The following is a 23,961-nucleotide window of genomic DNA, read 5'->3' as shown; positions in this document are numbered from 1 at the left end:
CTCGTTCACCTGGACCGACTGCGTCGATCCCTCCTTCACGGGAGCCAGGGTGATCGGCTCCTGCAGGGCCGGGGAGGTGACCTTGACCTTGTCCCATCCCGGCGGCATTCCCTCGACGCTGAACCAGAGCGCGTCACCCGCCTCCAAGGTGCTGCCCTGAGGCACGTGGTAATCCAGGCGCACCCCCGCGGACGGGCTGCCGCCCGGAGCCGGGCCGGCGCCCTTGGCTGATGCCGCTGCCGCCCCGCCCAGCAAGGCCGTTACCGCAAGACCCGCGCCACCCACAGTGCCAACTGCATTGTGGAACAACGGCTCCCCCCTTGGTCGTAGATGGCCGGCTGGTTCAACCGCATCCATCAGTCGGCCAGGAAGAGGGCGGGAGCGGGTGGGAGCGGGCAGCCGGTTGCCCTACGACCAGGGCTCGATATCGGCGACGGACCGGGCGCAGCAGCGTCCGCGTGAGACCATGCCCGGCCCGCACCGAAGTTACCCAGCCAAGTGGTTGTCCTGAACGGTTCTCCAACAGGCGCTTTGCGGTTGTCGCTTTGAAGCCTGCGGCTCCCCGCCGGCGGAGCAGCCCCGTCCTCGGAACGGAGGCTAGGAACAGCCGGGTACGGTGCTGGGGCTACCACAGTTGTTGGGCTGGTTACGGTAGACGGGACTGTCGATAGGCGTCACCGTGCCGCTGGCGTTGAAGATGCCGCCACCGTTTGCACCCGTTCCGAGCGCCTGGTTTTTGGTTACCGGGCTGCGGGTGAGAGCCACCGTGCCGCCGCCCGTATTGAAGATGCCTCCACCGCGGGAGTTCCTGCCGTTGGCAGTGTTGCCGCTGACCAGGCTGTCGTGGGTGAGCTTCGCCGTGCCGGAGAGGTTATAGATGCCGCCCCCCTGCGTATTGGCGCCGGTGGTTGTGTTGCCAACGACCTTACTTCTCTCCAGCGAAACGGTTCCGGCTTGCGCGATGCCGCCGCCCTGCGCATTGTTACCGGTGACGTCGTTGCCGGTGACTCGGGTGCTGGTCAGTGTCACCGTCGTGCCGACGGCGGCGGCGATCCCGCCAGCCAGGAGACTTGCGTGGTTGCCGGTGATCCTGCTTTGGTCGACGGTCGCCTTGCCGGAACCTCCGAACGGGCTGACAAACACGGCCCCGCCGGCATTCGCCCTGTTGTTGGCGAGCGTGCTCCTGTTGACGCTCACCGCGCCATTGTCGTTGTCGACGGCCCCACCAAAGGTGTCGGCGGTGTTGGTGACGAGGTTGGTGTTGTTCAGCGTCAGTGCGGAACCGGCGCCACTGAGCCAGATGGCACCGCCCCGGCCGTTGCCGAGGCCACTGGACGCGTGACCGTTGCTGAGGGTCAGGGTGTTGAGGGTGAGGTTTCCATTGGGGCCGTCGACTTCGAAGAAGCGGAAATTGCCCGCGGTTGCGGCCCGGGTGATGGTGTCGCCGTATCCGTTGATCGTAACGTGGTTCTTGATGACCGGCAGGCCGTTGTCGCCATTGGGCGGTGTGGCATCGGTGAGCGTGTAAGTGCACCCGCGCCTGAGGTTGACCGTGCCGCCCACTGTGGCGACAGCGCCGATCGCGGCTTGCAGGTCGCTCTCGCCGCAGCTGGGCACGTTCATAATCAGCGCCCGGCTGGTGGCACGAGCGGTTCTGCTTGCCTTGGTGGAGGGAGTGCCGGCCACTGGGTTGGTAGGCGCCGTAGCCGACTGCGAGACGCCGAGTAGGGCCGGACCCGGTGGAGCAGGTTGTGCGGTAGCGGACGGCGTGACGACGCCGAAAGCGGCGGGGGTGAGTCCCATGAGAAGGGGGGCGATACGAGAGATGCTCAGACGCATCGGGGCTCCTTCGGCGGATCGCGAGTGTCGTTCCCGTAAGTGGTACCAGTACACCAAGAGAAATGATTCAGGTCGGATCAATCGGCGGGTGGCGACACGCCCAGCTACGCTCACGATTCAACCGAGAGGTCCTCGCCCGAATAGCCGCCAGCCGAACGCACACTCACTCACGGCGGCAGCCGGTTTCACACCGAAACCATTCGGCGACGGTCACTCGGAAGCGCTGAGCGCGATTCGTCAGGGTAACTACGCGTAAACCAAAGCCGTAGTCGGAGATCACGCGATCACTGGATGGCCCACCTTGCGTAACCGCTTCTAGTTGGTGGGCTCGGAGGGAGAGCCTTGGAGTCCATGGCTCTCCTTCTGTGCTTAGCGGGTGGTGCAGGGCCCTGATGGCCAGCGGAAAAAGCCGCCGATATCACTACGTCGTCATTACGTGATCACTGGCAGACAGGTGCTTCCGGCGGCATCCGCCTGCACATGCAACAAGACCCCGCACTCAGCGAAACCGCTGATGACGGGGTCTTTGGGCAGCTTCTGCGAAGTGCCCCCGGCGGGGGACTCGGAGCATGGGCACAGGGAAAACCAATGGGTGGGGGAGGGAAATTGGTGATCCAGTCCGTTGTCCGACTGAACCGGTAGCCCTGTGGGCCCACCATAAGGGCTGGGGGTCCGGATAGGTGACCTGAGCACGCGCGCTGGCTGGTCGGTCATGCGCTCGGTGACATCGACGATGGCCTGACCGACTGGCTGGGTTGCAGGCGGGAAATTGAAGGTCTCGGCGTGCGGTCGGGTTCAGATGATCTTACTCACGGCGTCGCAGATCTCATCCACGCGCTCGGACTGGAGTTCAGGACGTGCGTGGTTCGCGGCTCGGATCGACCGGAGGAACTCCATGGGGAGGGGCGACGTGGCAGGTGTGGAGATAGAAGCGGAGGTCTCCGCGCCACACCCACTCGCCATCGGTGAACAGGGAGTCGCCGCCGAGGACCTGCTTCCCGCTGCCGAGCACGTCGTCGGACTTCCCCGTGACGCCCAAGATCTCGTGACCGGCCTTCAGGTAGGCGAGGATGTCCTGCTCGTCGGGCTCCGGCGCCTCCCGTGCGAAGGTGCGGATGGGTCCTTCCGGGGTGCCGGCGTGCTTGTCCCACGGTTCTGCGTAGAAGCCGAGGATCTTCATGGTGTCCTTCGTCATGGCCGGTCGTGGTCGATGGTCCGGAGCGGACGGCCGCCGGGCAGAGTCAGTCCTCGGCCTCGGCCTCCGCTGCCACGTCGCGGATGCCGCGTGGGCGTCCGGCCCTGATCCACATCCGGTACGGCAGTACGGCGATGGCCAGGGCGGTGACGAGGGAGGCGATCGGCTCGCCGCGCGAGAGGTTGACCAGCAGGACGAAGCCCACGGCGAGGGCGACCAGGAGGTTGACCGCCGCGTGGCCGTACTTGCCCTCACGGAGGGAAAAGCGGGTCATGGTGACCAGTCCGGCGATGAATGCCACGAACACGGAGACGGCGTAGAAGAGGACGAGGCGCCGGTCGTCTCCGGCCGTAGTTCAGCGTCCTGCCCCACCCATAGCGCTTGGGCGCTGCCAGGCGCGGATCACCCGGTTGCAGTAGAAGATCCCGAACCAGTGGCGGTCATCGTTCAGCATGGTCGCCTCCGACTGTCCGGGTCTGGCCACGCCAGGGTACGTCCCGCGGCAACACGGCGAGCCCGAGGTCCCCTGTGCCATCGTCATGGCCAGTGCTTCGCGTACAGGCGCGCTCGGTTCATCCTCGCTTTGACGCGATCCGAGTGAACGGAGCGCCAAACCAGAGGCGCCGGAAGCCCGGCGCGGCCGGTGGCCTGTCGGGCGACGCGGGAGCGAACCCCCTGGCCGCTTGGCGGGCCCGCCGACGGCCGGCGCTTGCCTGGTGCCGCGTAATGTGCCGATTCACCCCGGGCGCCGGGCGGCAGCCAACCGTCGGCTGGCCCCGCGCAGCATTATTGCATAATGCAAAATGCCGTGGCCGCTGTTTTGCGGATACTCGAGGCGGTGTCCTGCGAATAGTCCTCGGTGCCGCCCTCAAGGGTGATTGAGTGGTGGACTTTCGACGCCGGCCGGTCGCGTCGACGGCCAGGGGCCGGTGGCGCGGACAACGAGTGCGCTCGGCACATGCGCACCCGGTTGTGGTGCCGGTCAGGGCAACGGGTGTCCGCTCGAGCCGCGAGGCGACTTCCTGAACTACGGGCATCCGGCCCCGATGCTCGTCCGTCGGCACAGCGTTGTCGACTTCCCTCAGCCGCCTTCCTACGCGCTTCCGCTCGGCCTGGGCGGCCTCGCGGGAGAGGGGCCGAAGCCGTATCGGGTGCAGTTCGCGCCTGGCGAGCAGCGCTGCTGTACACGGACGGCGTCACCGAGGCCCGCGATGAGAGCGACTTCTTCCATCCCCTGGGTGAGCGGGCGTATCCGCTCCAGGACCCGGAGGTGCAGTGCGCCCTGGAGACTCTGCGCGAGGATCTGGAGCGGCATGCCGCCGGGCCGCCCCACGACGACGCGGTCATGCTCCTGCTGCGGTACCGCGCTCAAGCGGCGGGAAAGTCTGTTCCCCTCGCGTGAGGGGGCCGGGAACGTGACGCGGTTGAAAAGACGCATGCCGGAACGCAGGAACCCCGCAGGGGCCATGGACGATGTTGACGCGGTGACCGGGCGGTGCTGACTGCCTCTCGGCTGCTGGTGGCGGTCTCTGCCAGTTCCCTCGCGGAGGTCGAGGAGCGGGTGACCGTCCCGTAGTTCCGGATGCTGGTGGTGTTGGCCACCCGGGGGCCACCAAGCTGGTCGCTCTCGCGGATCTGCTGCAGGTGGCGCTGTCGACGGCGATGCGCATGGTCGACCGGCTCATCGCGGCCGGGCTGGCGGACCGGCGAGCCAACCCCGAAAACCGCCGCGAGACCCTGCTGCAGCTCACCGAGGAGGGACGGCGCATCGTCGAGGACGTCACCGCCCGGCGCCGTACCGCGCTTGCGGAGATCGTCGAACGGCTCCGCCCGACGGAGCGGCTGGCCCTGATCGAGGCTCTCAACGCCTTCAACGAGGCGGGCGGAGAGCCCCCGGCGCCCGCGGCCGACGACCCGGAGCCGCACCCGCTGGGCTGGCTGGTGGACGGTGCGGTGGCGCACGAGGCGTGAGGCAGAGGGCGGGGCCCGTCGTCGTTCCGCTGGTGACGGGCCCTCGGGATGTCCCGCAACGGTTTCCGGGTCGCTCTTCTCCGACCGGGACTGATGTTGCACAATGCAAGTGAAATCCGAATGTGGGGCTTCGGTGCATGCCGGCCCACGCGTGTCCGGCCGGAGCGGGACGTCCCTTTTCTCCGCGCGGCGGCAGGACGCGAAGCCGCTGACGGACGGGGAGCGACACAGGGGTGAGTAGGCGCGTGCCGGGACGGTATCGGCTTTCGTCCGCGGCGGAGCCGCACCTGATGGCGCATCTGCGCACCGCGGTGTGGGGGCCTGCGGAGTTCGTCGGGCTGCCGCCGTGGTGGCTGATCGGCGAGGGGGTTCTTGCGGGGTTCCTCGGGTCCGGGACGATCGTCGGCACGACGCTGGCCGGCGCCTGGACCGGCATGGCCTCGCTGGCCGACGGCGAGGCCGGCGTCGTGTGCGCGGGGGCCCTTGCTCTCTATCTGGTTGCGGTGCGGGCGGGACGCGCGCTGATCGGGATCGTCGCCCTGCTCGGCGTGTGCCTCGCCCTTCAGGCACCGCAGGCCGCAGCGGGCGTGGTGCTGGCCGAACGGGGCCGGGTGGAGTCCGCGGTGGTGACGTCGGTCGAGAGCGGCGGCGTGGCGTCCGACGGGCGTGACCGTTACCTCTGTTCGGTGGAGGACCGCAACGGCGTGCCGCTCAAGGTCCGCATCTGGCGGGGCTGCCAGGGGACGACCCGGCCCGGAGACGCGCTGGCCGTCGTCTACGACCCGAAGGGGCACATACCCCCGCGCGGCGTCGAGCCGGGGGCGGGGGTGCCGGGGTCGTTGCGCGGCCTGGCCGGGTGGGCTGTTGCCCTCGTCGTCGGGAGCACGGCCGCCGTCGTTCGCACCTATCGGATTTCCAGTCCTTTCGATGCCCCGAAGGCCGGGGGGCAGAATTGCAGCCGCCCACCGTTGAGCGGCTGAGCGTCGGGCCGGAGGGCGGGGGACCCGGCGGCTGTCATCCCGTGCTCGGGGAGGCCGTAGGGGCATCGACGGACGGGCCCGTCGGTACGCCCTCGGCCGACAGTCCGGGGGGCACGGTGAGGGTGACCAGGGGTGCCCCCGGCTGGGGCACGGGTGGTGTGACCTGGTTGGAGGGGAGCTGAGGTGGCGTGGTCTCCTGGAAGTTGACCTGGTTGAAGTTGATCAGCCCGGTTTTCTCCATCTGTGTGATGTGGTCCAGGACCACCTCGTTGGCCTGGTCGGCCAGTTGGCGCACGAGGGTGTTCTGGGTGGTGGAGCGGATCTTGGCGATGGTGTTGAAGATCGAGCCGTGGGTGACGCGGAGGATGTTGGCGAAGTCGGAGTCGAACTGCTTGCCCGTGTCCGACTTGAACGTGTCCAGAAAGCCCTGCTGCTGGGGAGTGGGCTGGTTGGGGATGGTGATGTTCAGCTCGGGCGCGATCTTGCGGCAGGCGGCGTCGAGTGCGGCGTGCCCGATGACCAGGTGCCGTCCGGCCTCGCGTACGGCCGGGGTCGTCCCCTTCTGCATGGCCAACTGCCCGGAGGGGCTCTCCCACAGTCCGGCGGAGCGCACGAAGACGACGAAGTTGCGGTCGGCCTCGGTGAGGGGGCCCCACTGGGTGCTGGCGATCACGCGTGCGGAGTTGGTGGATACGTTCTGGATCCCGAGCATGCTGGGGTAGACCAGAGCGGCGAGGGTCAGACTCAGCGCCCCGCCCACGAAGACGGTTCCCGCCGTGGCGCGTGATATGGGCATGGTCCCTCCAGGTGTGGACAGTGTGGACGCCAGGGAGTACGCATGCGCCACAAACCTCAACCTTTGCGTTAGGTAAAACTTGCGTGATGCCAGAAGGTCACCCCGCGGTCCGTTGCGGTGTCGCGGTGTTGCGGTGTTGCGGTGTTGCGACAACGCGCGGCGCGAGCACTCGCGGTCGGCGGACGCGGAGCGAGACCATCGGCCGCCCCGGTTCGTGACCCGGCTGACTCGCCACTCTCCTGGCCCGAAGAACTCGTGCAGGACTGCCCGGGCCGCCGAAGCACGCGGAGATCCGCATCACCCGATGCGGCCGGCTGCTTCCGAACCTCTGGCGAAGTGCTCTCGTTCTCACGACAGAGCCCCCGCGCTCGGGGCCGGCCGGTCCAGTGACGGGAGGGCCCACGGATTTGATCGGATGGAGTCCGCTGTGACGACGATGAACCGCAAGCCGGTACGGATCGCTCCCCTCGGCGGGTCGGTGTGAGATCACACGAAGCGCCGCAGGCGCCGCGGCGCGAGGGCCCCACCATCGTGCGCACCTGGCTCGCCCTCGGTTTCCGGCCGTTCTTCCTGTGCGCGGTGCTGCTCGCCGGGGTCGGCGAGGCGGGCCGACTCATCGGCTGGGTGACACTCACCACGACACTGGGGCCGACGGCCCCGGGCGGGGCACGGCCGGATTAGCGGTAGGGGGCTGCGGCCGATGGACGCCGCAGTGCTTGGTGCCCATCGGCGGGTCCCCGCGCAGTGGCCGGACGCGGCTGTCGGCGGGGGCCGGCCGCCGGTGTACGAAGGAACAGCCACTGTTCCGCCGTATAGCAGGATCCGCCGGCACTGTTCCGCCGTATACGCGTGGGGGACCGCACGGCGCCCGGCAGCGTTCCGTCACCGGGTGTCGCGCGGGCGAGGGGCCTACCGTGGGAGATGGTCCCGGCGTCGGCCCCGCCGACCGGCCGGTCGTTCACGCCGGGGGCGGAAGGAGGCACGAGATGTCCGATGCGATACGGGACACCACGGCCCGGCGCGTACGACATTTCGTCGACGCCGGATATCCCGACGCCGGGCCCGTCGAGGCGGCGGTGGAGGGAGCCGTCTACCGACTCGGGGACGGAACGGTGGCCAAGGTGTGGGAGCGCCGACGGGGATCCGAACTGCGGCGGATGCAGCGTTTCTACGCCGATGCCGCGGCGCACCTGCCGTTCGGCTCCCCGGAGATCCTCGCCGTCGAGGACATCGACGGTGTCCCGATGACCGTGGAGCGGGAGCTGACCGGCGAGCCCTTGGCGGGCAGGATCCGCACCGACGACCCGGACGAGGTGCTGCCCGAAGCGGTCGACTGCCTGGTCGGCGTGCTGCGCGCCCTCGCGGACGCCCATGACGTCGACGAGGTCAAGCACCTTCCTGTGCTGGACGAGGAACGCCCGCTGTGGGAAGGACACACCACTTTCGGATCCGCCCTGGCGGACCTGGTGGACCGGCGGGTCAGCCGGTGCGCGGACCGGCTCTCCACGCATGTCCGCGACTTCGACGACACGCGCGCCCGGCTGCTTCGGAAGCTGCGCTCGCTGCCCCGTACCGACGAGGCGGTCGTCCACGGTGACGTCTTCCCGGAGACCGTGCTGGTGGACGACGACCTGCGGCCGCTCGCCCTCGTGGACTACGGCTTCCTGTCCACGGGCGGGGACCCCCGGTTCGACGCCGCCGTGGCCGCGGCCATCTTCCCGGCGCGCACCGAGCACGCCCCGGAGATCACCCGGCAGCTCACCACGCGGTTCGCCGACGAGTTCGGCTACGCGGTCGACGACCTCCTGCTGTACCGGGCCGCCTATGCGATGGCCACGAGCGACGCCTTCGCGCCGGGCGGCGGTGACGAGCACTTCGCCTGGTGCGTCACCGTGCTCGAGGACCCGGCCGTCGCCGAGTCCCTGCACCGGTGACGCACCGCGGGCAGCCGGGCAGCCGGACAGCCGGACAGCCGGACAGCCGGGAGGATCCGGTGACGGTGTGTGCGGTGCCCTACGATCCCGAGCGGATCCAGATCATCGAGGCGCGCAGGTGGAGGCCGGCGAGGTAGCTCTTCGGGGTCTTGTCGTACCGGGTGGCGATGCCTCGCCAGGCCTTCAGCTTGTTGATCAGCCGCTCGACGGTGTTCCGCTCCTTGTAGGGGTCTGGGTCGTGACTGACGGGCCGACCGCCTCTGGAGCCTTTCTTCTTCCGATTGGCGGCCTGGCCCTTCTTCTCTGGGACGACGGCCTGGATGCCACGTCTGCGCAGGTGGGCGCGGTTGCCGCAGGACGGGTAAGCCTTGTCCCCGGCGACGGCGTCCGGTCGCGTGCGGGGGCGGCCGACAGGCCCCCGGACCCGGATCTTTTTCAGCACGGGGATGAACTGCGGACTGTCGGCGGCCTGGCCCGCGGTCAGGAGGAGCGCCAGTGGGCGGATCTTGCCCACACCCGCTAATGCGGCGCCGGCGTCCTGGTGAACGTGAGCAGCCGATCGACCTCGATGAAGTCGGAAGCCGCGTACGTGCGCAGGGCGGCGACCGGGTCCCGTTCCGGGTCGGCGGGGAGTTCGTCCAGGTAGACGATCGCCTCGCGGGCGCCCAGGCCGGTGAGAACGTCCAGCGCGTTGCCGAGCAGACCCAGACCCAGGCCCTGGCCGCGGGCGTACGGGGCGACGGTGACGCTGCGGATCAAGCCGACCTCGTCGTCGATGGGACCCTCCAGAGCGGCCTGGGCCAGGACGCGGCCGTGGCGACGGACCTCCAGGTGCTTGCCCGGCGGTGCGGCGGTGTCGTTCATCTGGACGCCGGCGAGGTGGGGCAGGCCTGCGACGGGCAGCTCGGCACGCAGGTAGCGGCACCGGCCCCAGCTCGTGAAACCCGCGGCTCGAAGAGCTTCCCGGGTGACCCGACGGTGGCGCTCCGGCAGACCGACCAGGCCTCGGCTCAGAGCACACGCCAGCGTGAAGGCATGCATCGGCCCGGCAGCACAGCACTGAAGCGCCTGGGCGATCAAAGCCTGCGCCGTGGAGAAGTCCTCACGACAGTGCAACCACAGCAACAACGGCGGGCCGTCGCTGGGGCGCCCGGCGCAGCAGACGACGCCCGCGATACCGCCGCCGGGCGCACACAGCACCGTGGTGACGACCGGCCCCGCCAACGCGGCCCGCCCGGCGGGGTCGGTAGCCGAGCGGCCGACTACGGCGTCGGCAAGCATCCGCGTAGAACACGCCGGCTGGCCCGGCAGCCGGTCCGCCGCGAGCAACTCCAGCACCCCCGCCTCGTCCGCCGACTCAAACGGGCGCAGCTGCGGGAATTCAGCCCTGCCCAGGAGGATCGTCATGCCGGCACCTCCCAGGCATGTGCGGCTTGTCGCTTCCCCCCAGCCTCCTCCCTCCAGGCCGGTGATGCCAGCCCCGCCCACCGGAGCATTACCGCCCATCACCAGGCCCGAAGACGCAACAACACCACGCCTATGGCATGGACCGATCAGACAGCCGCCTCTGCCCGCCGACAGCCAAGAGTGGACAGGCTCGAGGAGGATGCGGCTGGACGGCCATCCCTCCAGGGCACGTATTTGGTCGTGATCAAGGAGCTGTCTTGGCGAGGTCCTTGATCCAGATCATCGAGGCGCGGAGGTGGAGGTCGGCGGGTAGCTCTCGGGGGTCTTGTCGAACCGGGTGGCTATGCCCGCCAGGCCTTCAGCCCTGCACCCCGGCTGGACGTACGTCTTCCGCACGTCCGCCTATGACGGCGCCCACTACGAGCGGGAGTGGTCCCCCTGGGCGACGTTCACCGTCGCGCCGTACGTGACGTTCCCTGCGGCCCAGTCCTCGTCCTCCATCGACTCGAAGGCGCAGAAGCCGCAGCGGGTGACGCGTACACAGCCGGGCACGTTAGGGAGGCGGCGACAACGCCGAGTTCGACCAGCAGCTCCTGATCATCCCGATCCAGATCGATCCGCAGTTGCAGATCGTGCGCATGAAGTGGCGCATCGGCAGCGACTGCACGAGCTGTGTCACGTCGCAGCCCATCTGGCAGGACAGCTACGGTGCCGGCAGGTCGGAGGCTTTCTTCACGCCCGCCCCGACCGACATGGGCAACCCGCTCTTCGGCACTGTGCAACCCCACGGTCGAGGAGCTCCTGCCGAGGCTGATGGCCCGAAAGACGGGCGGCGGCACTCGCCCAGGTCTGCCCAGTGGGGCAGACGGAACCGGAAAATGAGCGAGGTGGAATGAAGCCCGGCGAAGCGTCAGACGACCCGCGTCGTCGGCACCAGCCAGGCGGGTACCGGACACCGGCGTCGCTGCCACGACGTAGAGCGCACGCAACCGACGAATCGGCGTAGAAAACACCAACGAGCCCTGGGTTCTTGATCTGGGGCGCATATCTGGAACGGATAACGTGAACCGAACTCACGCTCTCAACTTGGGAAGCTCAGGTGCTTCAAGGGGAGAAGCTTGCTGACCTGCGGCGCAGCGGTGTCGACGCCTGACGGGCGCGGCTTGAACCCCCCCGGTGTTCCCCGTGGCTTCCCGCACGACCTGGCACGGTTCTGGCACGTCCGCCGGGGTGCCGCCCTCAGGGACAAAGGCGTTGTCAGTGGGGGCTGTTAACGTCCGTGGCGAAGATGAGCCGGTTCGATGTTCTCGCTGAAGAACACGGCGGCCAAGGGGGGTGGCCGGATAGGGGGCGCCGGACCACTGGGTCCCGGGACGCCGAATGGCTCCGCACCCCCCCCTCACAACCTTCTGATCCGTAGCTCTACGGAGATCGGTCGCGGACGGTCATACCGGTTGCTCCGCGCCCCTGGTGCGAGTCGTGTGGGATCGCAGGGGAGCACTGGAGCGCCGCCTCCGATACGGGCAGTCGGAAATCTGCGCGGGGTCGAGAGCTGCCGGTCGGTGACGCCCTGGAAGCCCGGCGGGGAACGCGTCAGCCCCCGGCCCCGGCGCCCTTCCAGCTGTGGGGCGGCCGGTAGGCCCGTTCCCGGTCCGGGCGTCGCCATGCGGCGGCTGCGGTGGGCGGCGGGCCAGGCGGCCCGGAGATGGGGCGAGCGGCGGCGCGGGCCAGCAGGAGCGCGGTGACGGCGGCCAGTTCCTCGGGATCGGCGTTGCCGCGCTCGATCCGGAGGACGGTGTCGTTGCTCATCGTGTCGAATGTCCTCGTGTCATTGCGGGGGGTTGCCGTGTTTGCGGGAGGGCAGGTCGGCGTGCTTGGTACGCAGCATGGCCAGGGAGCGGATGAGGACGGCACGCGTGTCGGCGGGGTGGATGACGTCGTCGACCAGACCCCGTTCGGCCGCGTAGTACGGGTGCATCAGCTCGGCCTGGTACTCCTCGACCATCGCGGCGCGCACGGCCTCCGGATCGGCGGCCTCGGCGATCTGCCGCCGGAAGATGACGTTGGCCGCGCCCTCGGCGCCCATCACGGCGATCTCGTTCGTCGGCCAGGCGTAGGTGAGGTCCGCGCCGATGGACTGGCTGTCCATGACGATGTACGCGCCCCCGTATGCCTTGCGCAGGATCACCGAGATCCGCGGCACGGTCGCGTTGCAGTAGGCGTAGAGCAGCTTCGCGCCATGCCGGATGATGCCGCCGTGTTCCTGCTGCACCCCGGGCAGGAAGCCGGGCACGTCGACCAGGGTCACGAGCGGGATGTTGAAGGCGTCGCACATCTGCACGAAACGGGCGGCCTTCTCCGACGCCTCGATGTCCAGCACGCCGGCCAGCCGGTTCGGCTGGTCGGCGACGATGCCGACGACGTGGCCGTCGAGCCTGGCGAGCGCGACGACGATGTTGGCGGCCCAGCGCTCGTGGATCTCCAAGAACTCGCCGTCGTCGACGATCTCCTCGATCACGTCCCGGATGTCGTACGCCCGGTTCGGGTCGGCCGGCACCAGGTTGAGCAGTGCCTCGCCGCGCTGGCCGGCCGGGTCCGCGCCGGGTGCGGACGGGGGGTTCTCCCGGTTGTTCTGCGGAAGCAGGGAGAGCAAGTAGCGCACCTCCTCCAGGCAGGTCCGCTCGTCGTCGTGGGCGAAGTGCGCCACCCCCGAGGTCGCGGCGTGCACATCGGCGCCGCCCAGGCCGTCCAAGGTGATCTCCTCACCGGTGACGGCCTTCACCACGTCGGGTCCGGTGATGAACATCTGCGAGGTGTCGCGGACCATGAACACGAAGTCCGTCAGAGCCGGGGAGTACGCCGCGCCGCCCGCGCACGGGCCGAGCATCACCGAGATCTGCGGGATGACGCCGGACGCCCTGGTGTTGCGCCGGAAGATGCCGCCGTAGCCGGCGAGCGCGACCACGCCCTCCTGGATGCGGGCGCCGGCGCCGTCGTTCAACGACACCAGCGGCGCTCCCGCCGCGATCGCCATGTCCATGATTTTATGGATCTTCTGCGCGTGGGCCTCGCCGAGTGCGCCGCCGAAGATACGGAAGTCATGGGCGTAGAGGAAGACCGTACGGCCGAGCACCGTGCCCCAGCCGGTGACGACACCGTCGGTGTGGGGCCTGTTGGCCTCCAGGCCGAACCTGGCCGCCCGGTGCCGCCGCAGCAGCTCCACCTCATGGAACGACTCCTCGTCCAGCAGCAGGCCGATCCGCTCGCGCGCGGTCAGCTTGCCCCGGGCGTGCTGCGCCTCGGTGGCCCGGTCACCCGGGCCGCGCCGCGCGCTCTCTCGGACGGCGGACAGCTCCGCCACCCGTTCGTTCCTCGCTTCCGCAGACACCTCGGCCGCCCTCAGCCGACCGTGCCGGGCAGGCGGGTCCAGCCGTGTGCCGACGCCATCGCCGTGAGGTCGGGGTTGTCCCCCACGACGACGGGATGGCCCGTCATGCGGAGCAGACCGAGGTCGGAGGTGTGGTCGCCGTAGGCGTGACAGGCGTCGGCGGGAACCCCGTGTTCGGTCATGAAGGCGCGAGCGGCCTCCGCCTTGGCATCGCCGATCATGGTCCGCAGGACCTCGCCGGTATAGAGACCGTCGCGGGCCTCGAGAACGGTGCTGAGCACCGTGTCCGCCCCGGCGTACTCGGCGACCGGGACGAGGCAGGCCGGGAACGAGCCGGACACCATCACCGTCAGCAGCCCCTCGTCCCGATGGGCCCGCAGCGCGGCGAGCACGTCCTGGTGGAACAGGGCGCCGCCGCGCAGCCGTTCGCCGAACCACGCACGGCCGATCTCGTCGACCTCGGCCACCTTGTACCCGGCGAACCGGCGGTAGAAGAGACGGTTCCCCTCCTCCCGGGGCAGGCCCGGGCGCAGCAACGAGCGCGCCTGCTCGCTGCGGGCCTGCTGCTCCTCGGGGCTCAGGCCCAGGGCGTCGAGGAAGAAGTCGCCCGTTCGGCCGCCACGTGGTCTTCGGTAATGCGGCCGACAACGACGTCACCTTCGAAGGCAACCACGTCTGGTACACCAACAGCACCCTCGCCGGCTACAACCTCGGCAGTGTTGCCGCCAACGCCCCCGAGGTCCTTGGCGACCACCTGCGACGGGCGCTTCAGGCGGTCGCCGACGGCACCGTGCGGGTGGACGTCACAGTGCTGCCGCTGAAGGAGGCGGGCCACGTCCACGAGTTGCTGGAGAGCCGGGCCTCCACCGGCAAGTACGTCCTCGACGTCCAGGCCTGACGGCCCGCCCGAGCCGACTCCGGAGCCCCCATATGACGCCCTCGACATTGCTCGTGCCCGAAAGCCACCGAGACCTACTGACACGCCCCCTCTTCGGGCATCTGGCTACCATCAGGCCGGACGGCAGGCCGCAGGCCAACCCGATGTGGTTTGCCTGGCGGGGGACTCGGGACATGGACGCAGGGGAAACCGATGAGTGGGGGAGGGCAACTGGTGATCCAGTCCGTTGTCCGGCTGAACCGGTAGCACTGTGGGTCGGCCGTAGGGGCTGGGACTGACGGGTGACCTGAGCTCGCGCGCTGTCTGGTCGGTCAGGCGCTCGGCGACATCGACGACGGCCTGACCGACTGGCTGGGGTGCAGGTGTGAAGCTGGTGGGCGCTTTGACGAGGACGCCGAGCTGGTTGGCACCTTGTTGCGCTGCCGACAGTGCTTCGGCGCCGGGGGTGCTCGGCGGTGCACAACTCCAGGTATTGACTTGGCCAGAGGCGCTCAAACTGTGTGTCAGTGCCTGGCTCCGAGTACGTAAAAGATCCTTTCCGGAGGAAAGCTTCCGCGCCATGCTGGCGGCTGTCCAGGCAGTCGACCGAGGAGCGGGATGAGCGGGCAGTTCGGGGTGGACCCCGCCACACTGACGGAGCTTGCGGGCAAGTTCCACAGGGAAGCCACGGAACTCGCCGGGCCGATCGAGGGCTTCGCGGCCGGGGCGTCCGAGATCGGTCAGGCGTTCGGCCTGCTCGGTGTCTGCGACGGCGCGGCGGAGAAGTACGGGCAGCTGCTGAGCCACACGGTAAAGGCGCTGGGCTACCTTCCCGACGTACTCATCAGCGACGGACACCGGCTGCGGGTGAACGCGGTCAACTACTCGGACTCCGACCAGACCGCCGTCGGCTATCTCAGTGCCGCCGCCCGGCGCCCGGAAGACCCGGCATGAGCGTCAACAGCTGGATCGACGGGAAGGTCCTGGAGGTCCTCCAGGCGTTCGGTGTGGAACTCCCGGGCGGCGACGGCCCCACGCTGCGCTCCGTCGCCCGCCACTGGGACACCATGGGCACCGAGTTGAGCGATCTCGTACGAGCCGTCGACGCGGCGATCGCGGGCGTCGACAAGGAGGGCTGGCACGGCGAGGCGCGTGACGCCTTCGAGAAGCATTGGCGGGAGCAGCGGCGGGTCGTCCTGGAGACCGCGGGCAACTTCCATCACGTGGCCGACGGGCTGCGGGCGTATGCCACGGAGATCGACGGGATCAACGAGGAGATCATCGACATCTGCGTCGAGATCGCCGAGATGGAGATCGCCGGCGCCGCGCTGTCCTTCTTTACTGGCTTCCTCTCCGACCTCGTCGCCAACACGGCCGTGGCCGAGCGTGTGGCCAAGATCGTGGACCTGGTCAAGCTGTTCACTTCGGCGGCAGAGAAGGTGGCCGATCTCCTGGAGCGGTTCACGGGGCTCAGCGCGGAGACCGTCGCCACCCTGGAGCGGGTCCTCACGACCGTGGCCAGGATCACCGCGGGCTTCACCAAGACGGGCCTGGAGAGCTTTGTGACCAACTTTGCGGCCGACTCGGGCAGCCTCATGCTGAACCAGGCCGTCCACGGCCAGCCGGTGACCGTCGGCGCGGACCTCACCGCCGGCAGCCGCGCCGCGGCCGGTACGGCGGCGTTCACCGCGGTCGCCGGAACCGCGGGAGCACGCCTGAGCGGGACGGCCGGCGACATCCTGCGCGGCGACGGCCTCCTCGGTACGACCGTCAACGGCGCGGCCGGCAATGTCGCGGGCGGTCTCACAGCCGACGTCATCGCCGGCCAGGACCCGTCGACGATCGGCCAGGACGCGCTCACCAACGCCGCCACGGGTGCCTTCGGCAACGCCCAGAACCACGGCGTCAACCATGCCCTGGAGCAACACGGCAGCCTCGGCGGAGAGAACCTCAGCGACCGTGGGAAACTCGCGGACGGCGCTTTCAAGAACACCGTGGGCACCACCCTCAACACGGGTGTGTACGCCGCCGGCTCCGGTATCGAATCCGACCTCCAGGACCTGATGAAGGATGAGAACGACGAGTGAGAGCACCGAGCGCCCTCGACCTCGCCGCGGTGTGGACCCCGAACCCGGACCACCCCTACACCTGGGCCAAGTTCTTCGGGCTGCTGGCCGTGGTATTCGGCTGTGTGATCGCGCTCGTCGGGGTGTACGCGGTGCGCAGCACATGGCGCGGCCTCGACCCGCCGCGTCGGCGCAAGCAACTACTTCCGCTCACCGTCACGGCGGGCGTCTTCCTTGCCGTCGGCCTGGCGGTCGCGGCCTTCGGGGTGTGGCTGTTCTGACTGGCAGGTCGGCATGCGCGGAGCCCCGCCACCGCGGCGCCTCCGGACACCGGCGTGCCGGGCCCTGACACCACTTCCCGGGCCTGTGCTGACGTATACGCGCCACCGTGGCCGATCGGCCATCTTTTCGGACGCAGCTTCCTCGTCCGAGGGCGGGTGACGACACGGACCGCGCCGAGGGGGCCGCCATGTCCGGAGCGCTGGACCACGTCCACGGTCGTGGTGTACGGCGGCTGCACGCAGGCGGTGGAATCCCCAAGTGCGGAAGCCGCCGACTACAGCAGACTGCGGTCGCGAACGGTGCCCCGGGGCCAGGGCGGTTGCAAGTTCCGGGATCGCGTAGATCGTCTGTGCCCAGCCGGAGTTGACGTGGCAGCAGTACAGGCACGAGACCGGTGATCATCAGTGTGTCTACGCCAGCTGATCACATCGAGGTCCCGTGCCTGCCGCTCCATCCTCCCCGATCCCCGCCGTCCTGGCGAAACTGGGTCCCCTCCACCAGCAGGACACCGGCCGCCTGCGTGCCCACCTCCAGCGCGTACCCGAGCCGCGTTCGCGCTGCGGCCGGTGGTATCCCCTGGTCGGCTTGCTGCTTGTCTGCGCCTGCGCAGTCGTCTCCAGCGCCCGGACCATCACCGAGATCACCGAGTGGGGACAGCGCGCCACCACCACGGTGCTGGAACAACTCGGCATCCGCCGCCACCTGCCCGGACGTCGCCGAGCCCCGTCCCATGCCACCCTCACCCGGCTCCTGGCCGCCCTCGACGGCGATGCCCTGGACGCCGCGATCGCGCCTACCTGGCCGGACACGACCACACCGACGCCGGCACCACCGGCACCTGCTGTCCGCCGTCACCCACGCCCCCACCGTCACCCTGGCCCAGCGAGAGGTGGGGGCCAAGACCAACGAGACGGCCGCCTTCCGCCCGCTGCTGGAACCACTCGACCTGACCGGCACCGTGGTCACCTTCGACGCCCTGCACAGCGTCAAGGACCAGGTGCGCTGGCTGGTCCAGGAGAAGAAAGCCCACTACATCGCAGTGATCAAGGGAAACCAGCCAACCGCGTCGGCCTAGATCAAGGCCCTGCCATGGGAGCGGGTGCCCGTGGCGCACACCGTCTCCGGCACCGGGCACGGGCGGCGGGAGTCCCGCTCGGTCAAGACCATGGCCATCGCGGCGAACCTGGGCGGGATCGCCTTCCCGGAAAGCCCGGCTGGCCCTGCGCATCCACCGACGCCGCCAGGAGAGCGGCAAGCGGCAGACCCGGGAGACGGTCTACGCCGTCACCAGCCTCGATACCCACCAGACCAGCCCCGCCGACCTGGGCAGACACGTACGCGGGCACTGGGGAATCGAAAACTCCAGCCACCATGTCAGAGATGTGGTGTTCGCCGAGGACGCCTCCACCGTCCACACCGGCAGCGCGCCGCGGGCGATGGCCGCCTTGCGGAACCTGGCCATCGGCAGGCTGCGGCTACTGGGAGCGGACAACATCGCCAAGACCACCCGAGCGATCCGGGACGCACTCGAACACGCCGTCTGGATCTGGGGCATCACCGACAGGCCGCTCCTACCACGAACTTGAAGCCGCCCTGCCCCGGGGCACGGACGTCGGCGATGCCGGCGGCCGTCTTCTCCCTCCTCGACTTATTGCGGCAGCTGGGCGCCGACGCCTTCACGGACGGACGTCTTGATCTCGACGCCCATGCCCTGGCACCGCTGCTGCGCCCCGCCGGAGCCGAGCACGTAAGGTGGGCCGTCCCGTCGTGACATACCAGGCGTGCTCCACTGCGCCGCGTCCTCCTGACCGAACCCGTCCGGGTATGGCAGCTCCCTTCCGCGCAGTTCTATCCCCAGCCCCCTTCTTGGCATAAGTGCCGTTGTGAGAGCTGGGGTACCTCAAGTCGTCCTTTCAGCTGGCCCTTTCAACGAAACTGAGCACAGCCGCCCTGGACGGGCTCTTCATGGGTTGACGTCGGCGAGGGGGAAGGGCTCGACTCCGTAAGGGGACCACACGGCTCCGGAGGGCGCTTGGCTTCCAAACAACGCCGCTGGTCAGGGCGCCGCAGATGCTCAGTCGGCTGAGGTCCGTCCACAGGTAGTCCATTGGGCACTTGACCATCGCATAGGAGAGGGCTGGACTTGCTGTCGGGGCTCGGCGACGTACGTACCCGACCCGGCGACGCCCGGTGGCAAGCCGCTGCGCTACAAGCAGTGGCGCAAGGCGTATTTCGACCCCGTCGTGGCGTCGGCCGGCCTGACCTGGTCGGGTAGTGACGTCAGAGGCCTCTCGTCGGTGCCTCGTGGCCCCGGCCTTCTGGCTCTGACTTCTTTACAACGGGACCTCCGGGTCCTTGATCACTTTGTTCGACGCGGGTGATCTACCAGAGGTCTCGTTCTTCGTTATCGCTGCCCCGGCGAACCGTTGACCGGCCAACAGAACGAACGTTGAAGTGAGCATTAATATGTGCAGGTCAGAGGAGGGGGGAGTATGGTCGCAGTGAGGCATACGTGCCCACATTGTGGACACGGCATAGGCCGACTGATGCGCGTCAACGACGAGGGCGTCTCCAACTGCGCGCGTTGCCACAAGAGTGACTGGTCCCGCCGGTTCCCGTTCCCTAAGCTGGATCCCCAGCAGGCGAAGCGGGAGGCTTGGGAAGCGCGTCGTGCGGAGATGAATGCGCGCCTCTCCGATGTGTTGTCACAGAACGCGCTGTCCACCCAGGACGTGATCCCCAAGGGCAACGCGCAGTCCATCAAGGTCAAGATCCCCAAACGCGCCACGCTGCCCCCATCACGTCGCCCGAAGGTGGAACGGGGGCGACTTGTCGCGCATGTCCGCGACAGGAGGCCCGCCGAATCCAACGCTGCTTGGGGCAGGAAGAACAGGGCGGAGAAGCGCCTCTTGGCCTACGGGGGCCTGATGGCAGGGGTTGTGGCTTGCTTCGCCATCGGCGCGGGTGTCGGTGGCGGGGACCAAGAACAGGCTGCATCCGTCAAGCCCACAGCGTCGGCTGTCGTGACGGCCTCTCCCTCTGTTGTGTCTTCCTTGGCTGCGTCGCCTTCACAGAAGCCAACTCATGCGGAGCCACTGACCAACTATCAGGGCTGGAACCTTGCAAAGGCTGTCGCGGACGCCCACAAGCGTCACGTTAGATCGGTGACGTACACAGACCTGAGCGACCTGAACCGCAGTCCGGTTCACCTCGGTAACTGGAAGGTGTGCTGGCAGTGGCCCGATGCCGGTGCCGAGGCCACCGGAGACGTCACGTTCTCGGTGCTGAAGAGGATTGAGGCGTGCGACTCGCCGCCACTTCCCGGCTCCGATGACGACTCGTCCTCGAAGGCCAGTTCTGGCTCCAGTTCGGGCGGAAGCACGTCGACGACTACTGACCCGCCCGCATCAGGCAGCTCCACCACAACGGAGTTGTGCAGCATCCGATCCAACGCCGGAAACTGCTATCACGCTGGCGAGTTCTGCCGGAACATCGACGTGGGGGCGACGACCACGGACGCGGCAGGGCGCGAGATCGCTTGCGACTATGAGGCTGGAGCCAATCGGTGGCACTACTGACAACCCGGTGACCGGCCACTGCACGGGACATGTAGCGGGCACGCCGGTGCTGAGGACGGCTCCGCCGAGGTTCCGGTACATGTCTGACCTGCGGCGGAGGCGCGCGCGTCCCTGACCGCCGGATGGGCCGTATGGGCTTCCCCCTGCGTGCCGGGGTGGATGCGCAGAGCGGAGTCGGCAGGCTGGCACGTCAGGCGATAACGCGGTAGCGGCGGCGCAGTAGTGCCAGGACTATGACGGCCGCGAGGGTCATCCACGTTTTGCCGAGGATTTGTCCAGGCAGGTAATTGAGGGAGCCAAAGGCAAGGTGGAGGAACAGGAGGCTGTCGACGAGAAGCCCGATGGCGTTCGAGGCGAGTATCGCAACCAGAAGTCCTCGCCGGCGTAGGGGTTCGTAGACGACGAAGTCCATGGTTTCGGCGACGGCGAAGGCAACCGCTGATGCAGTGGCGAGGCTGGGGTCGGCGAGGAGGTAGGAGAGGACGGTGCCGATGGCTATGGCGGCGAGAATGGCGCCACGGCCGGTTGCCTCGCGTGCAAGGTCGCGCAGGACAAGCGCCAGGCCGACGACGTAGACGCCGGCGGGCGCCATGTAACCAAGGCCGACGGGTACCGCGCCGAAGTGGGTGACGGCCAAGTTGGCGGCAGGGATGGTGGAGATGTAGGCGAGGAGTGTGGCAATACCGGCAGGAGCGGGGGCCTTCACGATCTACTTTCTGTCTCGGTGGTGGGGTGTTGCGCTCGGCTCCAGCGGCGGACGGGCGGTGGGACGAACGTGCAGACAGTACAGCGCACGGCACTGACATCTTTAAGGCGTCGGCCTCCGCTGCAGCGCGCTCGGGGGAAGTGCCTGCTGCCGGGGGTGAGTAAGGTCCGGGTGGGGTTATGCGATTCCGTGCTGAGCCATTCGGGTGGATCTCTGAATGGCGAACCCGCCAGTCAGCGCGGCGGGCGCCGGCCCGCTGTACGGGCCCACGTGGCGCGTGCATGGCCGCCAGTGCACGACTCCCGCGGGCTCGGGTGAAGCCGTGCGCCTTCCCGCCGCAGGCACGGCGTAGGAAAGGGGATGGGCATCCCCGTATCCGGCCCAGGGCGTGTGCGGGGCTTCATTCGGTGTAGGTCAGAGTGGCGATGGCGTCGTGGCTGTGAATACTTTCCAGATTCTTCGCGCGGATCGCATGCTTCAGGCCCTTTTCGCGGCATGCGAGGCTTATGTCTCGGATGATGTCTTCGACGAAGACGGGATGGTCGTAGGCCTGCATGGTGACGACGCGTTCGTCGGGCCGCTTGATGAGGGGGAGGACAGGGGCGGAGCCGACGCTGCGCAGCAACTCGACGGTTTCGTGGATCGCCAGGGGGTAGGGCGCGTCGGCGGTCCCGGTGACCGTGAGGGTGACCTCGCTGCGCTGGTTGTGGGCACCGTAGTCGGAGATGGCCTTGGAGCACGGGCACAGACTGGTGACGTCGGTGGTCACCGTGGTGGCGACGGTACAGGTGTCGGCGGTGACACGGCCGGTGATGGTGACGTCGTGGGTTTGCCACGACTGCCGCTTACTGGCGGGCGCGGTCACGGTCGTAGCGATGGGCATGGACAGCGTCACGGCCAGGCTGGGGGCTTCAAGCAGGGCGAGCCCTCGTTTGAGCGCGATGGGCAAGTCCTGCGGGGCGAGGGTGGCCAGTTCCTCATGGACCAGGGCGATCATGCGGCTCATGTGGGTGCCGCGTCGGTCGGCCTGCAGGCCGACGGTGACGCTGATGTCGGCGATGCCATGCTGGCGCGTATGACCGTCATCGAACGTGACGGGATAGCGCAAGCCGCTGATCCCTACTTCGTCGATGGCGATGCCGCGGGAGTCGGCCTCGTTTTGGATGTCGTGCATGCCGCTACTCGCCTCGGTAGGTGCAACCGGAGGTGCAGGTCTCGCGCACGGTGATTGCCGACAGGGCGGGGAGCTCGGCGATCATCCGGTCCCAGATCCAGCGGGCCAGGTTCTCGCTGGTGGGATTGTCGAGGCCTTCGATGTCGTTCAGGTAGTAATGGTCGAGTTGTGCATCAATGGGCTTAAAAGCCTGCTTGATGTCGCCGAAGTCCATCACCCAGCCCGCCTCCCGATCGACGGGTGCCTCCACGTGCACCGTGACCTTGTAGGAGTGGCCGTGCAGGCGGGCGCACTTGTGGCCCTCGGGCACGCGCGGCAGGCGGTGCGCCGCTTCGAAGGTGAAGTCGCGGAAGATTTCCATTACTGAATTCCCAGATACTTGTGCGTCTGGAGGGAGAGCGTCCAGCGCGGGTTCTTCATGCAGTACTCGACGGCGGCACGGGTGTGGGCCTCGCGGTCGGCGTCATCCAGCGGCTGTAGGCGGAAGTGGCGAAAGTCGAGGTGTTCGAACTGGGCGGGGTCGCCACCGGCCTGCGGGTAGACCAGTTTGAGTTCGTCGCCGCTGGTGAGGACCAGGGTGGAGCCGATCTTCGGGCTCACACACAGCCAGTCGATACCGCGGGGAGCGGGCCGGGTGCCGTTGGTTTCCACCGCGATCTCGAAGCCGCGGCCGTGCAGGGCCTTGATGGCGGCCTCGTCCAACTGCAGCAGGGGTTCTCCGCCGGTGCACACCACGAACCGGTGCGCACGGTCGGTGGTGGGCCAGGCGGCCTCGACGGCGTCGGCCAGTTCCTGGGCGGTGCGAAGGCGGCCGCCGCCTTCGCCGTCGGTGCCCACGAAATCGGTGTCGCAGAACTGGCAGATCGCGCGGGCGCGATCCTGTTCGCGGCCGGTCCACAGGTTGCAGCGGGAAAACCGGCAAAACACCGCCGGGCGGCCGGCGTGGCCGCCTTCGCCTTGCAGCGTGTAGAAGATTTCCTTGATCAGGTAGGTCATGCTCAGGCGCTCTGGTACTGGACGGGGTCGGTGACGCCGGCTTCGGCGAAGCCCTTCAGGCGCAGCAGGCAGGTGTCGCACTTGCCGCAGGCCCGGCCCTGCTCGTCGGGGTCGTAGCAGGAGGAGGTCAGGGAGTAGTCCACGCCCAGGCGTAGGCCCTCGCGGACGATGTCGGCCTTGGAGAGTGCGATCAGGGGCGAGTGCAGCGTGATCTTGGAGGTGCCCTCGACGCCGGCCTTGGTCGCCAGGTTGGCCATGGTGGCGAAGGCCTCCATGTACTCGGGGCGGCAGTCGGGGTAGCCGCTGTAGTCCACGGCTGTGACCCCGGTGAAGATGTCGCTGGCGCCGACGGTCTCGGCGAACGCGAGCGCGAAGGACAAAAAGATCGTGTTGCGGGCCGGCACGTAGGTGATCGGTACCCCCGTCTCTTCCACGTCCGCGAGCGAGTCGTGCTTGGGTACCTCGATGTCGGCGGTCAGAGCGGAGCCGCCGAAGACCCGCAGATCGATGTCGGCGATGACGTGCCGGGCCACGCCCTGGGCCTTGGCGACCCGCTGGGCCGCCTCCAACTCGATGGAGTGGCGCTGCCCGTAGCGGAAGCTGAGCGCGTAGGGAGTGAATCCCTGGTCCTTGGCGATGGCCAGCACCGTGGTCGAGTCCAGGCCGCCGCTCAGCAACACGATCGCGGGACGGTCCATGCTGTCACTCCCTTATCTGAGGTCCAGTTGCCTCCTTGAGGCAGTGGCAGCCTACCGTCTTAACTACCGGCTAC

General features: G+C 68.4%; 25 protein-coding genes and 5 pseudogenes. 14 read left to right on the top strand and 16 right to left on the bottom strand.

The window, feature by feature from the left end:
* Positions 1 to 597: 597 nt before the first annotated feature.
* The 3 genes from ACIP94_RS16190 to ACIP94_RS16180 all read right to left on the bottom strand — a co-directional run bounded on the left by ACIP94_RS16190 (position 598) and on the right by ACIP94_RS16180 (position 3,341).
* Entirely contained in the window at positions 598 to 1,839 is a 1,242-nt protein-coding gene (locus ACIP94_RS16190; protein ID WP_402425352.1) for a hypothetical protein, read from the bottom strand.
* Positions 1,840 to 2,689: 850 nt separating this feature from the next.
* Positions 2,690 to 3,034, bottom strand: coding sequence for a hypothetical protein (locus tag ACIP94_RS16185; RefSeq protein ID WP_402425350.1), 345 nt, complete (start codon positions 3,032 to 3,034; stop codon positions 2,690 to 2,692).
* Between the two features lie 46 nt (positions 3,035 to 3,080).
* On the bottom strand, positions 3,081 to 3,341 hold the full coding sequence (locus ACIP94_RS16180; protein ID WP_402425348.1) for a hypothetical protein: 261 nt from the start codon (positions 3,339 to 3,341) through the stop codon (positions 3,081 to 3,083).
* Between the two features lie 712 nt (positions 3,342 to 4,053).
* Here ACIP94_RS16180 and ACIP94_RS16175 point away from each other — a divergent pair.
* From ACIP94_RS16175 to ACIP94_RS16165, 3 genes and pseudogenes are all read left to right on the top strand, one after another.
* Positions 4,054 to 4,436: pseudogene (locus ACIP94_RS16175) on the top strand (SpoIIE family protein phosphatase); the annotation flags it as partial.
* Between the two features lie 34 nt (positions 4,437 to 4,470).
* Positions 4,471 to 5,005 (top strand): annotated as a pseudogene (locus tag ACIP94_RS16170) (MarR family winged helix-turn-helix transcriptional regulator).
* A 290-nt stretch (positions 5,006 to 5,295) separates the two neighbouring features.
* Positions 5,296 to 5,985 (top strand): hypothetical protein, encoded by a 690-nt coding sequence (locus ACIP94_RS16165; protein WP_402425346.1) that lies wholly within the window; start codon positions 5,296 to 5,298, stop codon positions 5,983 to 5,985.
* Positions 5,986 to 6,019: 34 nt separating this feature from the next.
* Here the strand turns inward: ACIP94_RS16165 and ACIP94_RS16160 are convergent, their stop codons facing one another.
* Positions 6,020 to 6,781 (bottom strand): DUF4142 domain-containing protein, encoded by a 762-nt coding sequence (locus ACIP94_RS16160; protein ID WP_402425343.1) that lies wholly within the window; start codon positions 6,779 to 6,781, stop codon positions 6,020 to 6,022.
* Between the two features lie 480 nt (positions 6,782 to 7,261).
* On the opposite strand from ACIP94_RS16160, the gene ACIP94_RS16155 reads away from it, so the two are divergent.
* Together ACIP94_RS16155 and ACIP94_RS16150 are read left to right on the top strand one after the other, a co-directional pair.
* Positions 7,262 to 7,462: a hypothetical protein gene (locus tag ACIP94_RS16155; protein WP_402425340.1), complete on the top strand. Its 201-nt coding sequence runs from the start codon at positions 7,262 to 7,264 to the stop codon at positions 7,460 to 7,462.
* Positions 7,463 to 7,767: 305 nt separating this feature from the next.
* Entirely contained in the window at positions 7,768 to 8,715 is a 948-nt protein-coding gene (locus ACIP94_RS16150; protein WP_402425337.1) for a phosphotransferase family protein, read from the top strand.
* A gap of 79 nt (positions 8,716 to 8,794) precedes the next feature.
* Here the strand turns inward: ACIP94_RS16150 and ACIP94_RS16145 are convergent.
* From ACIP94_RS16145 to ACIP94_RS16120, 6 genes and pseudogenes are all read right to left on the bottom strand, one after another.
* A pseudogene (locus ACIP94_RS16145) lies at positions 8,795 to 9,220 on the bottom strand (transposase); the annotation flags it as partial.
* Between the two features lie 14 nt (positions 9,221 to 9,234).
* A complete protein-coding gene (locus ACIP94_RS16140) occupies positions 9,235 to 10,122 on the bottom strand; it encodes a GNAT family N-acetyltransferase (protein WP_402425334.1) in 888 nt (295 codons plus the stop codon).
* Positions 10,123 to 10,539: 417 nt separating this feature from the next.
* The gene (locus ACIP94_RS16135) at positions 10,540 to 10,674 is read right to left on the bottom strand and encodes a hypothetical protein (RefSeq protein WP_402425331.1); all 135 of its coding nucleotides are present in this window, start codon (positions 10,672 to 10,674) and stop codon (positions 10,540 to 10,542) included.
* Positions 10,675 to 11,715: 1,041 nt separating this feature from the next.
* Entirely contained in the window at positions 11,716 to 11,931 is a 216-nt protein-coding gene (locus tag ACIP94_RS16130) for an acyl-CoA carboxylase epsilon subunit (protein WP_402425329.1), read from the bottom strand.
* Between the two features lie 19 nt (positions 11,932 to 11,950).
* Positions 11,951 to 13,525 (bottom strand): acyl-CoA carboxylase subunit beta, encoded by a 1,575-nt coding sequence (locus tag ACIP94_RS16125; protein ID WP_402425707.1) that lies wholly within the window; start codon positions 13,523 to 13,525, stop codon positions 11,951 to 11,953.
* A pseudogene (locus ACIP94_RS16120) lies at positions 13,522 to 14,109 on the bottom strand (HAD family hydrolase); the annotation flags it as partial. The gene ACIP94_RS16125 and the pseudogene ACIP94_RS16120, both read right to left, overlap by 4 nt.
* A gap of 23 nt (positions 14,110 to 14,132) precedes the next feature.
* Here ACIP94_RS16120 and ACIP94_RS16115 point away from each other — a divergent pair.
* The 8 genes and pseudogenes from ACIP94_RS16115 (at position 14,133) to ACIP94_RS16080 (ending at position 18,321) form a co-directional block, all read left to right on the top strand.
* Entirely contained in the window at positions 14,133 to 14,408 is a 276-nt protein-coding gene (locus ACIP94_RS16115) for a zinc-binding dehydrogenase (RefSeq protein ID WP_402425327.1), read from the top strand.
* A gap of 32 nt (positions 14,409 to 14,440) precedes the next feature.
* Positions 14,441 to 14,686: a pyridoxamine 5'-phosphate oxidase family protein gene (locus ACIP94_RS16110; RefSeq protein WP_402425325.1), complete on the top strand. Its 246-nt coding sequence runs from the start codon at positions 14,441 to 14,443 to the stop codon at positions 14,684 to 14,686.
* Between the two features lie 319 nt (positions 14,687 to 15,005).
* Complete coding sequence (locus ACIP94_RS16105) at positions 15,006 to 15,341, top strand: ESX-1 secretion-associated protein (RefSeq protein ID WP_402425322.1); 336 nt, start codon at positions 15,006 to 15,008, stop codon at positions 15,339 to 15,341.
* Complete coding sequence (locus tag ACIP94_RS16100; RefSeq protein ID WP_402425319.1) at positions 15,338 to 16,474, top strand: WXG100 family type VII secretion target; 1,137 nt, start codon at positions 15,338 to 15,340, stop codon at positions 16,472 to 16,474. The genes ACIP94_RS16105 and ACIP94_RS16100 overlap by 4 nt, the downstream gene beginning before the upstream one ends.
* On the top strand, positions 16,471 to 16,734 hold the full coding sequence (locus ACIP94_RS16095) for a hypothetical protein (RefSeq protein WP_402425316.1): 264 nt from the start codon (positions 16,471 to 16,473) through the stop codon (positions 16,732 to 16,734). Before ACIP94_RS16100 ends, ACIP94_RS16095 begins: the two co-directional genes overlap by 4 nt.
* Before the next feature lie 439 nt (positions 16,735 to 17,173).
* A pseudogene (locus tag ACIP94_RS16090) lies at positions 17,174 to 17,464 on the top strand (transposase family protein); the annotation flags it as partial.
* A 1-nt stretch (position 17,465) separates the two neighbouring features.
* Positions 17,466 to 17,810 (top strand): transposase, encoded by a 345-nt coding sequence (locus ACIP94_RS16085; RefSeq protein ID WP_402425313.1) that lies wholly within the window; start codon positions 17,466 to 17,468, stop codon positions 17,808 to 17,810.
* A 307-nt stretch (positions 17,811 to 18,117) separates the two neighbouring features.
* Positions 18,118 to 18,321 (top strand): hypothetical protein, encoded by a 204-nt coding sequence (locus ACIP94_RS16080; RefSeq protein WP_402425310.1) that lies wholly within the window; start codon positions 18,118 to 18,120, stop codon positions 18,319 to 18,321.
* 62 nt (positions 18,322 to 18,383) lie between these two features.
* On the opposite strand, the gene ACIP94_RS16075 is transcribed toward ACIP94_RS16080, so the two are convergent.
* The gene (locus tag ACIP94_RS16075) at positions 18,384 to 18,509 is read right to left on the bottom strand and encodes a hypothetical protein (protein WP_402425307.1); all 126 of its coding nucleotides are present in this window, start codon (positions 18,507 to 18,509) and stop codon (positions 18,384 to 18,386) included.
* 772 nt (positions 18,510 to 19,281) lie between these two features.
* Here ACIP94_RS16075 and ACIP94_RS16070 point away from each other — a divergent pair.
* A complete protein-coding gene (locus tag ACIP94_RS16070; RefSeq protein ID WP_402425304.1) occupies positions 19,282 to 20,313 on the top strand; it encodes a hypothetical protein in 1,032 nt (343 codons plus the stop codon).
* A 190-nt stretch (positions 20,314 to 20,503) separates the two neighbouring features.
* On the opposite strand, the gene ACIP94_RS16065 is transcribed toward ACIP94_RS16070, so the two are convergent.
* The 5 genes from ACIP94_RS16065 to queC form a co-directional block, all read right to left on the bottom strand.
* Complete coding sequence (locus ACIP94_RS16065; protein ID WP_402425302.1) at positions 20,504 to 21,019, bottom strand: VUT family protein; 516 nt, start codon at positions 21,017 to 21,019, stop codon at positions 20,504 to 20,506.
* 400 nt (positions 21,020 to 21,419) lie between these two features.
* Positions 21,420 to 22,193 (bottom strand): GTP cyclohydrolase I FolE2, encoded by a 774-nt coding sequence (locus ACIP94_RS16060; RefSeq protein ID WP_402425299.1) that lies wholly within the window; start codon positions 22,191 to 22,193, stop codon positions 21,420 to 21,422.
* Positions 22,194 to 22,197: 4 nt separating this feature from the next.
* A complete protein-coding gene (gene queD, locus ACIP94_RS16055) occupies positions 22,198 to 22,554 on the bottom strand; it encodes a 6-carboxytetrahydropterin synthase QueD (RefSeq protein ID WP_402425296.1) in 357 nt (118 codons plus the stop codon).
* A complete protein-coding gene (gene queE, locus ACIP94_RS16050) occupies positions 22,554 to 23,189 on the bottom strand; it encodes a 7-carboxy-7-deazaguanine synthase (protein WP_402425293.1) in 636 nt (211 codons plus the stop codon). The genes queD and queE overlap by 1 nt, the downstream gene beginning before the upstream one ends.
* Positions 23,190 to 23,191: 2 nt before the next feature.
* On the bottom strand, positions 23,192 to 23,887 hold the full coding sequence (gene queC / locus ACIP94_RS16045) for a 7-cyano-7-deazaguanine synthase QueC (protein WP_402425291.1): 696 nt from the start codon (positions 23,885 to 23,887) through the stop codon (positions 23,192 to 23,194).
* Positions 23,888 to 23,961: the final 74 nt, after the last annotated feature.

Origin of the sequence: Streptomyces sp. NPDC093261 (genome assembly GCF_044753645.1) — a bacterium.
Classification (GTDB): domain Bacteria; phylum Actinomycetota; class Actinomycetes; order Streptomycetales; family Streptomycetaceae; genus Streptomyces.
Note: the sequence above shows the minus strand (reverse complement) of the source record. Positions and strands in the feature narration are given on the sequence as shown.